Raw genomic sequence first — 14,471 nt, 5'->3', positions numbered from 1 at the left:
GCCACGAGGCCGCCTGCCACCACTCCAAACGGAGGAGACCTATGAAACGACTGATCGGCATCGCCATGTCGGTGGCCGTGCTGGCCACCGCGGTATGGGCTTTCGCGCCGCGTCCGCTGCCGCCGTTCCCGGCCACCGCGCTGCGTCCCGACGGCCTGCAGATCAACGGCATCGCCCGCGCCGGCGAACGCCTGGTCGCTGTGGGCGAGCGCGGCAAGATCCTGTTCAGCGATGACCTGGGGCGCAACTGGCGCCCGGCAACGGTGGACAAGCCGCAAGGCGCTACGCTGACGCAGGTGGCCTTCGCCGACAGCCGCCAGGGCATCGCGGTCGGCCACAGCGGCCTGATCCTGCGCACTGAAGACGGCGGCGCGCACTGGCAGCAAGTTGCCTTCGACGCGCAATCGTCCGACCCGCTGCTTGGTGCCCTTGCCCAGGCCAACGGGCCGTGGTTTGCCGTGGGCAGCTTTGGCCGTTTCCTGGTCTCGCGCGACCTGGGCAGGCATTGGGAAGCGGCCGCCGACAAGGCCATGCAGGACCGCCACCTCAACGCCATTGCCGCCGACGGACAGGGACACCTGATGCTGGTCGGCGAAGCCGGCCTGGTGCTGCGCTCGAGCGACGGCGGCAGCCACTGGGAGCCGCTCAAGACCCCTTATGAAGGCTCGCTGTACGGCGTGCTGCCGCTGCGCGACGGTGCCTGGCTGGCCTTCGGCATGCGCGGCAACGCGCTGCGCAGCGAGGATTTCGGTACGACCTGGCAGGCCGCGGAAACCGGCCCCAGGACTTCGTTCTTCGGTGGCGCCGAGCTGGCCGATGGCCGCATCGTGCTGGCCGGGCAAGGCGGCATGCTGGTGATGTCCGCCGATGGCGGGCGCCATTTCGCGGCGCTGCCGGCCGGCAGCCCGCAGACCCTGGCCGCGCTGGCCCAGACCGGCAAGGACACGCTGGCACTCGGCGGCAATGGCGGCCTGGCCGGCGCCACGATCGCCGCCAATCACTGAACCCGCCCGACCGGACGCGAGAACCATCATGACCCGCCCCCACTCCCCCGGCCGCCTGGGCCGCTTCGTCGATGCCTGCGCCAGCGGGCTGATGCGCCGGCGCCGCCTGCTGCTGTTGCTATGCCTGGCCGTGACCATGGCGCTGGGCTTCTCTGCCACGCGCCTGCGGCTCGATCCCGGCTTCAACAAGATGATCCCGCTGCAGCACCCGTACATGCAGGTGTTCACCAAGTACGCGAGCACCTTCTCCGGTGCCAATACCGTGCTGGTGAGCCTGCGCTGGAAGGGCGACGGCGATATCTACAACGCGGCCTTCATGGACAAGCTGCGCCACGCCACCGATGAAGTGTTCTTCATCCCCGGCGTGGACCGCTCGCGCGTGTTTTCGCTGTTCACGCCGAACGTGCGCTACACCGAGGTGACGGAGGCCGGTTTTCGCGGCGACGTCGTGGTGCCGGGGCGCTTTTCCGGCGCGCCGGACGAGCTCGACAAGGTGCGGCGCAATGTGGCGCGTTCCGGCCAGATCGGCCGGCTGGTCAGCAATGACCTGAAGTCCGCGCTGATCCGCGCGGAGCTGCGTGAGACCGACCCGGCTACCGGCAAGACCATCGACTACGGGACCGTGGCGCGCCAGCTCGAGAAGATCCGCGCGCGGTTCAGCGGCACCGATGTCGAAGTCAACGTTGTCGGCTTTGCCAAGCTGGTGGGCGATGTGGAAGAGGGTATCGCCGGCGTGATGGGCTTCTTCGCGCTGGCCTTCGCCGTGACCGCGCTGCTGCTGTGGCTGTACACGCGCTCGCTGCGCATCACGCTGCTGTCGCTGGTGGTGGCGCTGCTGCCCGTGGCCTGGCTGCTGGGCCTGCTGCCGCTGCTGGGCTACGGCATCGACCCCATGTCGATCCTGGTGCCGTTCCTGATCTTCTCGATCGGGGTTTCGCACGCGGTGCAGATGACCAATGCCTGGAAGCAAGAGGTTGTGCAGGGGCATGGTGCGCTGGACAGCGCCAGCGCTGCCTTCCGCAAGCTGTTCATCCCCGGCACGGTCGCGCTGCTGACCAATGCGCTCGGGTTCATGGTCATCATGCGCATCGAGATCGACATCGTGCGCGAGCTTGGCATCACGGCCTGCCTGGGCGTGCTGCTGATGATCGTGACCAACAAGGTGTTCCTGCCGATCCTGTTGTCGTACACGCGGCTGGAGCCGTCGGCGCTGGCATCGGCGCAGGCCCGGCGCGCGCAGGGAACCGGCGGGCTGTGGCAGAAGTTCGGCGCGCTGGCGCGCCCGGGACCGGCGCTGGGGGTGTTCGTGGCCGCGCTCGCGCTGCTGGCGGCCGGTGCCATCGATTCGCGCGGCCTGAAGATCGGCGATGTCGGCAGCGGCGCCCCGGAACTGCGCGCGGATTCGCGCTATAACCGCGACAGCGCCAGTGTGGTGAGCCAGTACAACATTGGCTCGGATGCGCTGACGGTGGTGGTGGAACCCACCGGCTTCGACGACGGTTGCCTGCACTACCCGGTGATGAGTGCGGTGGATCGCTTCGAGATGCATATGCGCGGCGTGTCCGGCGTGCAGTCGGTGGTCAGCGTATCGTCGCTGGCCAAGGTGGTGATCGGCGCCTACAACGAGGGCAACCCGCGCTGGGAGGCGCTGCCGCGCAGCAGCGAGGGCCTGAGCCAGGGCGCCAAGGCCTTCGACCCGGACAACGGCATGAATACCTCGAACTGCCAGGCCATCCAGGTGCTGATCTACACGGCCAACCATGAGGGCGCCACCATCGCCCACATCATCCGCGAGATCCGCCGCTTCTCCGCCGCCGACAAGACGCCCAACGTGGCGTTCCGCCTGGCCGGGGGCAATATCGGCGTGATGGCAGCCACCAATGAGGCCGTGGAGGAGGCCGAAGTGACGATGCTGCTGTCGATCTTCGGCGCGATCACGCTGCTGTGCCTGCTGACGTTCCGCTCGTGGCGCGCGGTGCTGTGCATCATCGTGCCGCTGACGCTGGTGTCGGTGCTGTGCAATGCGCTGATGGCGCGGCTTGGCATCGGGCTGAAGGTGTCGACGCTGCCGGTCATCACGCTGGGCGTGGGCGTTGGCGTGGACTACGGCATCTACCTGTATGAGCGCATCCAGCACCAGATCCGCGAGGAAGGACAGGCGTTGCCGCAGGCCTTTGCCGAGGCCATGCGCCAGCGCGGGTCGGCGGCGTTGTTCACGGCGCTGACGATGTGCATCGGCGTGGGCACCTGGGCTTTTGCCGCGCTCAAGTTCCAGGCCGACATGGGGATCCTGCTCGCCTTCATGTTCCTGGTGAACCTGTTCGGCGCGGTATCGCTGCTGCCGGCGCTGGCGGCGTGGCTGGGGGTGGAGGATGAGGAGCGGGCGCGCGCGGCGGCGCGCACTGCCGCGGCGGCAAGCGGCCAGACGATACCGCCGGCGCATGCGCTGAAATCAGACGCGACCTGAGGCAAGCAGGCATATCGGTGAGACAACGGAGAGACATGATGCGCGATACCCAGGCATCCGCAGCGGCCTTCACGCCGCTGCGCATCGGCCCGCTCACGCTGCGCAACCGCTTCATCAAGGCGGGCGCGAACGAAGGCATGACGCCACATGGCCTGCCTACGCAGGCGCTGGTCAGGCATCACCGCGATCTTGCCGCGGGCGGCGTGGGCATGACCACGGTGGCCTACGCGGCGGTGGCCGACGACGGCCTGACCTTTGCCCACCAGCTCAGCATGCGCGGGGAACAGGTGCCGCACCTGCGTGTGCTGACCGACGCCGTGCATCGCGAAGGCGCGGCGGCTTGCCTGCAGATCACCCACGCGGGCTCGTTCACCACCATGCGTCACGGCGGCAGCCGCGCGCCGGGCAGCGCATCATCCGGGCTCAATGCCTTCGGCATGATGCACGGCGTGTATTTCCAGCGCGCCATGCGCGAGGCCGACATGGCGCGGGTTGCCGGACAGTTCGCCGCGGCGGCGCGGCTCGCGCGCGAGGCCGGCTTCGATGCGGTCGAAATCCACATGGGGCACGGCTACCTGCTTAACCAGTTCCTGTCGCCGCTGAGCAACCGGCGGCGCGATCCGTTTGGCGGCAGCGTGGAGAACCGGACCCGCTTCCCGGCGGCGGTGCTGCGGCAGGTGAAGGATGCCGTCGGTGCCGAGCTGGCGGTGTGCTGCAAGCTCAGCGTCAGCGACGGTGTGCCGGGCGGCAACCAGCCCGCGGACTCCGCGGTGACCGCGCGCATCCTTGAGGCGGAAGGGGCCGACCTGCTGACGCTCAGTGGCGGCCGCAACGTGGAAAGCCCCTGGGCGTTGTTCGGCAGCCCGATGCCGACGGCGCAGATGAAGGCCGCCGCGCCGACCGCGCTGGCGCGCTTCGGCATCACCATGCTGGAGAAGCGCACGCCCCCTGAACTCGCGTTCCGCGAGCTGTACTTCCTCGAAGCCTCGCGCGTGGTGCGGCGCGCGGTGCGTATGCCGCTGGCATACGTCGGCGGCGTCAAGTCGATCGGCAACGTGGCGCAGCTCATGGAAGAGGGCTTCGACGCCATCGCGTTGGCGCGCGCGCTGATCCATGATCCCGCGCTCGTGGCCAACTGGCACGGCGGTGCGGTGCAGCGCTCGGCCTGCGACAGCTGCAATGGCTGCGTGGCCCGGATCTACGACCCCGCCGGCGTCAGCTGCGTGCATGGCCCCGGCAACGATCCGGCCCTGACGCGTCTGGTCGCACTGCAGTAGTCCGATGGGACGATGAGCCGCCGCCCGGACGCTCTTATCTTGAAGTTCCCACGGGATATCAAGGAGACACCATGAGCACGAACGGCATCAGCGGCTACAAGATCGAATCACGCCCGCCCGCGAACCGCTACGCACGCGGCTGGCACTGCCTGGGCCTGGCCGACGACTACCGCGACGGCAAGCCGCACACGCTGGACATCTTCGGCCGCCGCCTGGCCGCGTTCGCCGACTCGACCGGCGCCATCCGCGTGATCGACGGCCACTGCCCGCACATGGGCGCGGACCTCAGCACCGGCACCGTGCAGGGTGACAACCTGGTGTGCCCGTTCCACGGCTGGCAGTGGGGCGGCGACGGCGGCTGCAAGTCCATCCCCTACTGCAAGCGCGTGCCGCCCAAGGCGCGTGTCGGCGCGTGGGAGACCTGCGAGCAGAACCGGCTACTGTTCATCTGGCACGATCCCGAGGGCCGCCCGGCGCCGCCGGAGGTTGCCATCCCGCGCATCGACGCCTGCTATGCGCCGGAGTGGTCGGACTGGGCCATCGACGAGATGCTGATCCGCACCAACTGCCGCGAACTGGTCGACAACATCTCCGACATGGCGCATTTCGGCGTGGTGCATGGCGCGCCGGTGGACTACTTCGCCAACCTGTTCGAAGACCACAAGGCCACGCAGCTGATGATCGGGCGCAGCGCGCGGTTGTCCGGCGATGCGCGCCTGACGGCGCTGTCCACGTATTTCGGGCCGGCGTACCACATCACCGAGATGACCGGCCAGATGGGCGACCAGCAGATCCACTCGATCCTGCTCAACTGCCATGTGCCGATCGACCAGAACAGCTTCGTGCTGCGCTATGGCGTGCTGGTGAAAAAGATCCCGGGACTGTCCGATGAACAGAACCGCGCCGTGGCGCAAGCCTATGTGGAGCAAGCCCGCGGTGCCTTCTACGAGGACGTGGTGATCTGGGACAGCAAGATCCGCATCGACAACCCGCTGCTGTGCGAAGGCGACGGGCCGATCTACCAGATGCGCGACTGGTACCAGCAGTTCTACACCGACGTGGAGCAGGTGCGTCCGTCCAGCGTGGCGCGGCGCGTGGTCGAGATGAACCTGGCCAGCATCGAGCCGCCGGTGCTGCGGCACGTGTTCGAGGGCTGACCATGAGGACCGTTGTGGTGACCGGCGCCGCGTCCGGCATGGGCGCGGCGGTGCGACAGCGCATGCTGGCCGATGGCTGCCAGGTGATTGGCGTGGATCTGCGCGACGCGGACATCCTTGCAGATCTGTCCACCGCGCAGGGGCGCGCGGGCGCCATCGACGCGGTGCTGTCGCGCTCGGGCGACCGCATCGACCAACTGGTGTGCTGCGCCGGGCTGGGCCCGCATGTCGACCCTGCCACGCTGGTGGCGTCGGTCAACTACTTCGGCGTGGTGGCCTTGCTCGACGGCCTGTTCGAAGCGCTGTGCCAGGGCTCGGACCCTGGCGCGGTGGTGGTGTCATCGAACTCGGCCACGCTGCAGTCGTGGGAGGGCAGCTCGCTGCGCGATGCCTACCTCGCCGGTGACGAGGCCGGCGTGCTGGCCATGGTGGCGGGCGCCGCGCAGGCCGAAGCCACGCGCGACCAGGCCGGCTATATCGCCTATGCCAGTTCCAAGCATGCGGTGACCGCGGCCGCGCGGCAACGCGCTGCGGCGTGGGGCCAGGCGGGGGTGCGCCTGAACGTGGTCGCGCCGGGCGCGGTGGAAACGCCGCTGCTGCAGGCAGGCCTGAAAGATCCGCGCTACGGCGACGCCATCCGCGACTTCGTATCGCCGCTGGGCCGCCGCGCCCGGCCGGAAGAGGTGGCTGCCCTGATTGCCTTCCTGTGCGGGCCGGAGGCGGCTTACCTCCATGGCAACGTGGTGTTCATCGACGGCGGGCTGGATGCCGCGCAGCGGCCGTTGATGTTTTGAAACGCCGGCGCCTGGCGCCCGCTGGGCCGGACACGTGGCGGTGTGCCGCCGCGGGCATCGTCGCGTCTCGCTACGGCCTAAGGGGCCGTCAGGCGCCGCTAAATGGTCAGAACTGCCTGAAGATCGCTTTGACGTCGGGCACTTCGGCCCGCATTGCTTGTTCGACCACCCGCCGCTCGATGTTGTCGAGGTGCGCGGCTGCTGGATGTCACCGGGGTCATCCCGTTCTCCGATACGATCTTTCTTTGGCAATCCATGGCGATGACCGGCGTGCTGATCGTCGTGTCCCTGGCGGTAGCGTACTTCTCGGCCCCTGCCGAGGCGCATGCCCGCACGGCGGCCGATATGGGGGCAGGTCTATAACGCCGCTGAAGCGCTGCCGAACCTGATCAATCCTTTTTGGATGCTGCCGTTGCTCGGTGTGCTCGGCATCCGGGCCAAGGACGTGGTCGGATTCACCTTCACCCAGCTGCTGGTGCATGCGCCCCTGGTGCTGTTCATGCTATGGGCCTTCGCTGCGACCCTTTCCTACCATCCTCCGGTGATGCCCTGAGGTCGCTCGGAATTGGCGCGTGTCGTGGTTGCGAGGGGAGGCGTCAATCCCGCGGATCGGCGATTAGCTATTCCATCGCCAAGGTCTAGGGCGGGCCGCTTGGGCAAAGGCAGCTTACGGCCAATTTTAGTCAGTCAGCCTCGGATCATGGATGGCCGAAACGGTCGAGATCCCATCATCCGAAACCGGCTCAGTGGAGGTCCGGAGAGATCCAGAGCGGTCATTCATGCCGTGCTTTCAAGCGCCGACGTTTGCAAGCGACGGGTGACAACTATCGAGAGTTGCGATCTCGAAAGACAGTGGGCGCCATTCCGTACCAGCGCTTGAATGCCTGTGAGAAGCTCGACAGATCGCTGAACCCCAACCTCCCTGCGATCTCGGTCAGTGCCAGGCTCCGGTCGAGCAGCAGTTCCCTTGCGACGGCTCCACGGGCATCCGCCAGCAAAGCCGTGTATGTCGTACCTTCTTCCTGCAGGCGACGCTTCAATGTACGCGGGCTGGTATTCATCATGCGCGCCATGTCTTCCAGGGTTGAGCGCAGGCCGCCGGGTGCCGCATTCAGATACTGGCGAATGGTGGCGGCGGCCCCGGCCCGGACCCGTCGCGACTCCATCAAGCGCTCGCACATCTGCTCGCACATCGACACCGTGACGGGGTCGGCCTGCGGCAGCCGCCGGCTGAGAAGGGATCGCTCAAATGCCAGGCTGTTCAGGCGCGCCGCCCCCTCCGGGCTTCTTCCGAAAACGCTCCTGACAACAGCGGACGACGTCTGCCCGACCGGCGCGCGATGCGTCTTGAGCGTGAAGCGGGCCAGGGAAAACGTCTCACCGCAGACCTCCTTCAGCAACACGGCCGTTGCGGCCATGTCCCGTTCCACAAGGAAACGCTTGAGCTCCGGGGCAAGGTCAGGCTCCGCGAAGCTGAGGACGCCAAACTCGCCCTCCTCGTAGTACGAAATCACGGTAAATGCGTAGGTCAGCGGCAGGAACCGCAATGCCAGCGACAGCGCATCCCCTGCCGTGCCGCTGGCGATCAGGCCATAACCCCAGAGGCCATAGGTCGAGAAGTGATATCGCGCGCCCACTTCGAAGCCAAGCCCGCCTGACGGTTGCTTCAACGCGCGCAGCAGGTTGGCCGCGACGCGCAATTCCTGTTCGGCCGTGATCTCGACATTGGGGTCGCCAAGCTGCCGGGAGGACAGTCCGCTTCTTGCGAGCAGGCCGGGAGCGGACAGCCCGCGCTCGACGCCGAAATCGACCAGCAGCCGGGCGCTGGCAGGACTCCGGCTGAAGTCCCAAACGTTCATACTGGGAAACCCTAGGGAAGCCGATTTGGCCCAAATACTAAAGCAATTGTCCCACCCCAGCATTGGTGCTTTCCCCTGTCAGTCGCAATATTCAGGGCATTCAAGTTGCCGCATGAGCGACTGGACGTCCGACAGGAGGGAGACCACATGCTGTTCAATCCGGCGACTGACCTTGCCGCCCGGTTTGCCGTGCAATGCCGGGACTTTGCGCTCGATCCATATCCCTCGCGGGAAATTCGCCTGTCGCGGCTGGATCGCCTGCTCGCGCTGACCGAGACGCACGAGGCGGCGATCGTGCGCGCGATCAGCGCGGATTTCTCCGGCAGGTCCGCCCATGAGACGCGGCTGGCCGAGATCTTCATGGTGCGCACCGGCATCCGGCATGCGCGTGGACACCTGAAGGAGTGGATGCGCAACCGCAGCGTCAGGACGGATCTGCACTTCCGCCCCGGCCGCAACCGCCTGCTTCCCCAGCCGCTGGGCGTCGTGGGCATCATTTCGCCATGGAACTACCCCTTCCAGCTTGCCCTTGGGCCGGCGCTGGCGGCCATCGCGGCAGGCAACCGGGTGCTGATCAAGCCATCGGAGCTGACGCCGCACCTCTCTGCGCTACTGGAAGACATGGTGAAGGCCAGCTTCGATCCGGGCGAGCTGAGCGTGGTGAACGGCGATGCCGAGGTGGGCAAGGCTTTTACCGGACTGCCGTTCGATCATCTCTTCTTCACCGGCTCGACGGCTGTGGGTCGCATGGTGGCAACCGCTGCCGCCGCGAACCTGACACCTGTCACGCTGGAACTCGGCGGGAAGTCGCCGGCGATCTTCGATCCGTCTTGCGATCTGGAAGTGGCGGTCCGGCGTCTGGCGTTCGGCAAGCTCATGAACGCGGGGCAAACCTGCATTGCACCGGACTACCTGCTGGTTCCCACCGGCACGGCCGGGAAGGTCGCCACGCTGCTCTCGGCTGCCATTGCACGGATGTACCCCACGCTGGAAACCAATCCTGACTACACCGCCATCGTCTCCGACCGGCACCGCCAGCGGCTGGTCGATCTGGTCCGGGAGGCAAGGGATGCGGGTGCGCGCGTCATCGAGGTAAATCCGACGCGCGAGCGGTTCACTGGGTCAACCCGCAAGTTTGCGCCAGTCATTGTGCTGAATGCCAGGGACGACATGCGCGTGATGCGCGAGGAAATCTTTGGGCCCGTGCTCCCGATTGTCGAATACGGCAACCTCGACGAGGCCATCACCCGGATCAATCGAATGGATCGGCCTCTCGCGCTGTACTGGTTTGGACGCGATCCGGTGCACAGGGAGCGCGTGCTGCAGGAAACAATCTCTGGCGGGGTCACCGTGAATGACTGCCTCTGGCATATCGCGCAGGAACACCAACCGTTTGGCGGCGTAGGGCCGAGCGGTATCGGTGCTTATCACGGTGAATGGGGATTCCGGACCTTCAGCAAGCTCAAGCCCGTCTTCCATCAGACCCGATTGAACGGGACGTTTCTGTTCCACCCACCTTACGGAAAAGCCTTCGACATGCTGCTCGGCGCCCTCAAGCGCATCACCTGAAGCCAGTATTTCCATATTCAATCATGAACAAGACCTTTGACTATATCGTCGTGGGCGGTGGCTCTAGCGGCTGCGTTGTCGCGGGCCGGCTGTCGGAGGACACTTCCGTGTCCGTTTGCGTGCTGGAGGCCGGCGGAAATGGCCGAGACGCGGTGGTGACCATCCCGACGGGCGCGGTCGCCATGCTGCCCACCACGCTCAATAACTGGGCGTTCGAGACGATGCCGCAGCCGGGACTGAACGGGCGCAAAGGCTACCAGCCGCGCGGCCGCACGCTAGGAGGCTCGTCGGCCATCAATGCCATGGTCTATATCCGCGGGCATCGGCGCGACTATGACACCTGGGCAGGCTTGGGCAACCTCGGGTGGTCCTACGACGAGGTGTTGCCATACTTCCGTCTCAGCGAGCACAACGAGCACATCGACAACGAATGGCATGGCCGGGACGGTCCCTTGTGGGTCAGCGACCTGCGCACCGGCAACCCTTTCCATGCCCGGTATCTGGAAGCCGCCCGTCAGGCCGGATTTCCCTTGACTGATGACTTCAACGGCGCAGAACAGGAAGGCGTGGGGATCTACCAGGTCAACCAGAAGCACGGTGAGCGCTGCAGCGCCGCGCGTGCCTATCTCTTGCCGCATATCGGTCGGCGGGACAACCTGAGCGTGGAAACCCATGCACAGGTGCGGCGCATTCTCTTCGATGGCACCCGGGCAGTCGGCGTCGAAGTGCTGATCGGGGGAAGTCTTCATACGTTTCTTGCTCGGCGAGAGGTTGTCCTCGCCGCCGGCGCGTTGCAGACGCCTCAGATCCTGATGCTGTCCGGCGTGGGCCCGGCCGCAGAACTCGCGCGCTTTGGCATCCAGCCAGTCACGCATCTGCCAGGGGTCGGCAAGAACCTGCAGGACCATCCGGACTTCATCTTTGGCTATCGCACCCGCAGTCTTGACACCATGGGGCTCTCGATCCGCGGCGGCCTTCGCATGTTGCGCGAGATCAGGCGCTTCCGTCGGGAACGGCGCGGCGCGCTGACCTCGAATTTCGCCGAGGGTGGTGCCTTCCTGAAAACGCGCGCCGAGTTGCTCGCGCCCGACATCCAGCTTCATTTCGTGGTCGCGCTCGTCGATGACCACGGCAGGAAGATGCACCTCGGGCACGGTCTGTCCTGCCATGTCTGCCTGTTGCGGCCACGCAGCCGCGGCACTGTCACGCTCCAAAGCAGCCGCCCTGTGGATGCGCCGCTGATTGACCCGGCGTTCTTCCAGGATACTCAGGATCTGGACGATATGGTCGCCGGCTTCAAGATGACGCGCCGGCTGATGCAGGCGCCGGCACTGGCTGACTGGATCACGCAGGACTTGTTCACTGCAAACGTAAGCAGCGATGACGAGATCCGCGAGATCCTGAGGCAGCGTACCGATACGGTCTACCACCCTGTCGGCACTTGCAAGATGGGGGTCGATGAGGATGCCGTGGTCGATCCGCAGTTGCGTGTGCGCGGACTCCACGGCCTACGGATCGTCGACGCTTCGATCATGCCCACGCTGATTGGCGGGAACACCAATGCGCCAACGATCATGATTGCAGAAAAAGCCGTTGACCTGATCCGTGGGCGTTCGCGTGTCCAACCCGGTATCCGGGCCGGCGACATACCCAGCGAGCCGTCCTTTCCCGTCTGAAGGAGTCCCAGCATGCATTCATCTGATCCCACCCGACACCCGGAAGCCAGGAAGCCACTTGCTGCCATCATCATTGGTGCAGGCTTCGCCGGCATCGGCATGGCCGTAGCCTTCCAGCGTACGGGGGTGAAGGATTTCGTTCTGCTTGAACGCTCGCACGACGTCGGCGGCGTCTGGCGCGACAACGGCTATCCGGGCGCCGCGTGCGACGTGCCGTCGCACTTGTACTCCTTCTCGTTCGAACCGAACCCGAACTGGTCGAGGACATTTGCACCGCAGGCCGAGATCCATGCCTATCTCCAACACTGCGCGCGAAAGTACGCCCTGGAATCACACATCCGATACTGCTCCGAGGTCGCCAGCGCACGCTATGACGAAGGCAGGTCCCTGTGGTTGGTCACGCTGACAGACGGCTCAACCCTATGTGCATCCCTGCTGATCAGCGGCACCGGTCAACTGAGCCGGCCCGCAATGCCCCGACTCCCGGGTCTTGATAGCTTCAAGGGGCACGCATTCCATTCGGCCCGCTGGGATCACAGCTATCCGCTTAATGGAAAGCGGGTTGCCGTGATCGGAACAGGCGCATCCGCCATCCAGTTCGTGCCTGCCATTGCGGACACGGTGGGAAAACTCACCGTGTTCCAGCGATCGCCGGCCTACATCACCCCTCGCCCCGACCGGCCCTACGGCTCATTTAGCAAGGCCTTGTTCAGGCGGCTGCCATGGGTAATGAAGCTGCATCGCGCCGCTATCTACGTCCAGTACGAAGCGCGCGCGCTGGCTTTCACACGCTTCAGTGGTCTGATGCGCCTCGCAGTTGGCAAGCCCTTTCAGCGGCTGCTCGACCGGCAGGTGCCCGATGCCTCCTTGCGCACCAAATTGACACCCGACTACCCGATCGGCTGCAAGCGCATCCTGCTGTCCAGCGAATACCTCGCCGCGATCAGCAGGCCGAACGTCGAACTGGTGACCGACGGCATTCGCAGGGTCACGGAGAACGGCATCGAGACGGTGGATGGCGTCCACCACCCCGTCGACGCAATTGTCTATGGGACGGGCTTCGCCGCGACAGAGTTCCTGTCCCCGATGCGCATCACCGGTCGGGCAGGAACCGACCTGAACGACGCCTGGCGCCGCGGCGCGCAGGCGTATCTCGGGCTCACGGTGCCTGGCTTCCCAAATTTCTTCATGCTCTACGGGCCGAACACCAACCTGGGCCACAATTCGATCGTCTACATGCTCGAAAGCCAAATCGCGCACGTTATCCGCTGCTGCAAGGCGATGCGGGCGGCCGACGCATCGGCAATCGAGGTGGACGAACGCCGCTACGGGCGCTTCAATGTGGGCATCCAGCAGCGGCTCGCCAGTTCGGTCTGGAGTGGCTGCAAGAGCTGGTACGTGGACGCCAGCGGGCACAACAGCACCAACTGGCCCGGCTTCACGCTGTCGTACCGATGGCTGACCCGGTTCTCGAGTCTGCAGGCCTTCCGTTTCACGCGACCGCTGCCTGAAGCGCACTCTGGATCGGCGGGAACCGTCGTGGCAGCGCCGCAAAGCACGGTAGAGTCCGTGAGCGCCAGCCTGTTGCGCGGGCTTCTCCGTACGAGCTTCCGGCCGCTCATCGGACCGCCTTTCGGGGCGGCGTTCCAGCGAGGCGTCGTGAGCCTGCTGTCTGCGCTGATGCCCGGCGTGGGTGATGTGATCCGGTATCGAAGTGCGGCCGGCAAGGTACCGGTCGAGATCATCGCGCCGAAGCGTGGCGAGATTGGCGGCGTGGTCCTGTACCTCCATGGAGGCGCCTTCTGTCTCGGCGGACCCGGTACACACCGAAGCATCACGACGCGCCTTGCCGTGGAATCCGGCCTGCCGGTCTGGCTGCCCGACTATCGGCTCGCGCCGGAGCATCCGTATCCCGCTGCGCTGGAGGACGCAATCGCCTGCTACCAGGCATTGCGTGCCGAGGGCTATGCGCCGGACCGGATCATGATCGCCGGCGACTCGGCAGGTGGCGCCCTTGCCCTCTCTTTGGCGCTCGCCCTCAAGCAGCGCGGCGCTCCGGCGCCTGCTGGCCTCCTGTTGATCTCGCCGGTGACGGATGACTCGCTCAGCGGGGCCTCATTGACAACCCGTTGCCGCACCGATCCGATGATCCGAAAGGGCTGGTTGGAGCAGGGGCTGCGTTGGTATCGCGCGGCCAGTCACCCCGCGGCTCTGCATCCCCTCAAGGCGGATCTGCGCGGCCTTCCGCCCATGCTGATTCAGGCAGGCGACCAGGAGGTGCTCCTTTCGGATTCGACCCGCCTGGTCGAACACGCCACCGCGTGTGGCGTGCCATGCCGGCTCGAAGTGCATGGGGCACGCTGGCATGTGTTCCACCTCCAGGCGTTTTACCTCCGCTCCGCGCAGGATGCCCTGCGCACGCTCGCCAGCTTTGCACGGGAGCGGGTGGTGCAAGGGACCAGTTCGGCGGCCAACACCCGCACGTTGCGAGTTGCCTCGCTCAGGCATCAACCTGCTGCTTCCCCCGTCGCCGTCTCCGACACTTCCACCCTGGTGACATCGCCATGATCACTCGTCAAGATTTCGTTTCCCGACCATTGATAATAGAAGCTTCGTAACCGTCACTTGACTCGTAACCGTCATATCGGGCGCTCCCTGCCTTGTCGGT

9 protein-coding genes and 1 pseudogene are annotated in these 14,471 nt (G+C 65.9%); 9 read left to right on the top strand and 1 reads right to left on the bottom strand.

Annotation, left to right across the window (positions count from 1 at the left end):
• Positions 1 to 41: 41 nt before the first annotated feature.
• The 6 genes and pseudogenes from A3A5_RS0123885 to A3A5_RS0123860 form a co-directional block, all read left to right on the top strand.
• A complete protein-coding gene (locus A3A5_RS0123885; RefSeq protein WP_018313014.1) occupies positions 42 to 1,004 on the top strand; it encodes a YCF48-related protein in 963 nt (320 codons plus the stop codon).
• Between the two features lie 28 nt (positions 1,005 to 1,032).
• Positions 1,033 to 3,471, top strand: a complete 2,439-nt coding sequence (locus tag A3A5_RS0123880; protein WP_018313013.1) for an RND family transporter — start codon at positions 1,033 to 1,035, stop codon at positions 3,469 to 3,471.
• A gap of 38 nt (positions 3,472 to 3,509) precedes the next feature.
• Positions 3,510 to 4,748, top strand: a complete 1,239-nt coding sequence (locus A3A5_RS0123875) for an NADH:flavin oxidoreductase (protein ID WP_026201057.1) — start codon at positions 3,510 to 3,512, stop codon at positions 4,746 to 4,748.
• A 71-nt stretch (positions 4,749 to 4,819) separates the two neighbouring features.
• Positions 4,820 to 5,905, top strand: a complete 1,086-nt coding sequence (locus A3A5_RS0123870; protein ID WP_018313011.1) for a Rieske 2Fe-2S domain-containing protein — start codon at positions 4,820 to 4,822, stop codon at positions 5,903 to 5,905.
• Positions 5,906 to 5,907: 2 nt separating this feature from the next.
• Positions 5,908 to 6,699: an SDR family oxidoreductase gene (locus tag A3A5_RS0123865; RefSeq protein WP_026201056.1), complete on the top strand. Its 792-nt coding sequence runs from the start codon at positions 5,908 to 5,910 to the stop codon at positions 6,697 to 6,699.
• 352 nt (positions 6,700 to 7,051) lie between these two features.
• Positions 7,052 to 7,252 (top strand): annotated as a pseudogene (locus A3A5_RS0123860) (TIGR00366 family protein); the annotation flags it as partial.
• A 271-nt stretch (positions 7,253 to 7,523) separates the two neighbouring features.
• On the opposite strand, the gene A3A5_RS0123855 reads toward A3A5_RS0123860, so the two are convergent.
• The gene (locus A3A5_RS0123855; protein ID WP_157637292.1) at positions 7,524 to 8,558 is read right to left on the bottom strand and encodes an AraC family transcriptional regulator; all 1,035 of its coding nucleotides are present in this window, start codon (positions 8,556 to 8,558) and stop codon (positions 7,524 to 7,526) included.
• A gap of 147 nt (positions 8,559 to 8,705) precedes the next feature.
• On the opposite strand from A3A5_RS0123855, the gene A3A5_RS0123850 reads away from it, so the two are divergent.
• The 3 genes from A3A5_RS0123850 to A3A5_RS0123840 are packed head-to-tail and all read left to right on the top strand — an operon-like array spanning position 8,706 to position 14,371.
• Positions 8,706 to 10,127: a coniferyl aldehyde dehydrogenase gene (locus A3A5_RS0123850; RefSeq protein WP_018313007.1), complete on the top strand. Its 1,422-nt coding sequence runs from the start codon at positions 8,706 to 8,708 to the stop codon at positions 10,125 to 10,127.
• Positions 10,128 to 10,150: 23 nt separating this feature from the next.
• Positions 10,151 to 11,803 carry a GMC family oxidoreductase gene (locus A3A5_RS39305; RefSeq protein WP_018313006.1) on the top strand — a complete coding sequence of 551 codons (1,653 nt, stop codon included), beginning with the start codon at positions 10,151 to 10,153 and terminating at the stop codon, positions 11,801 to 11,803.
• Between the two features lie 12 nt (positions 11,804 to 11,815).
• Positions 11,816 to 14,371 carry an alpha/beta hydrolase fold domain-containing protein gene (locus A3A5_RS0123840; protein WP_018313005.1) on the top strand — a complete coding sequence of 852 codons (2,556 nt, stop codon included), beginning with the start codon at positions 11,816 to 11,818 and terminating at the stop codon, positions 14,369 to 14,371.
• Positions 14,372 to 14,471: the final 100 nt, after the last annotated feature.

Source organism: Cupriavidus sp. UYPR2.512, assembly GCF_000379565.1.
GTDB lineage: Bacteria > Pseudomonadota > Gammaproteobacteria > Burkholderiales > Burkholderiaceae > Cupriavidus.
This window is presented reverse-complemented; position numbering and strand designations above follow the sequence as displayed.

What these genes read in the sequence shown, in the direction of transcription:
- A3A5_RS0123885 (WP_018313014.1), top strand. Translation starts at nt 42, where the DNA reads ATGAAACGACTGATCGGCATCGCCATGTCGGTGGCCGTGCTGGCCACC.
- A3A5_RS0123880 (WP_018313013.1), top strand. Translation starts at nt 1,033, where the DNA reads ATGACCCGCCCCCACTCCCCCGGCCGCCTGGGCCGCTTCGTCGATGCC.
- A3A5_RS0123875 (WP_026201057.1), top strand. Translation starts at nt 3,510, where the DNA reads ATGCGCGATACCCAGGCATCCGCAGCGGCCTTCACGCCGCTGCGCATC.
- A3A5_RS0123870 (WP_018313011.1), top strand. Translation starts at nt 4,820, where the DNA reads ATGAGCACGAACGGCATCAGCGGCTACAAGATCGAATCACGCCCGCCC.
- A3A5_RS0123865 (WP_026201056.1), top strand. Translation starts at nt 5,908, where the DNA reads ATGAGGACCGTTGTGGTGACCGGCGCCGCGTCCGGCATGGGCGCGGCG.
- A3A5_RS0123855 (WP_157637292.1), bottom strand. Translation starts at nt 8,558, where the DNA reads ATGAACGTTTGGGACTTCAGCCGGAGTCCTGCCAGCGCCCGGCTGCTG.
- A3A5_RS0123850 (WP_018313007.1), top strand. Translation starts at nt 8,706, where the DNA reads ATGCTGTTCAATCCGGCGACTGACCTTGCCGCCCGGTTTGCCGTGCAA.
- A3A5_RS39305 (WP_018313006.1), top strand. Translation starts at nt 10,151, where the DNA reads ATGAACAAGACCTTTGACTATATCGTCGTGGGCGGTGGCTCTAGCGGC.
- A3A5_RS0123840 (WP_018313005.1), top strand. Translation starts at nt 11,816, where the DNA reads ATGCATTCATCTGATCCCACCCGACACCCGGAAGCCAGGAAGCCACTT.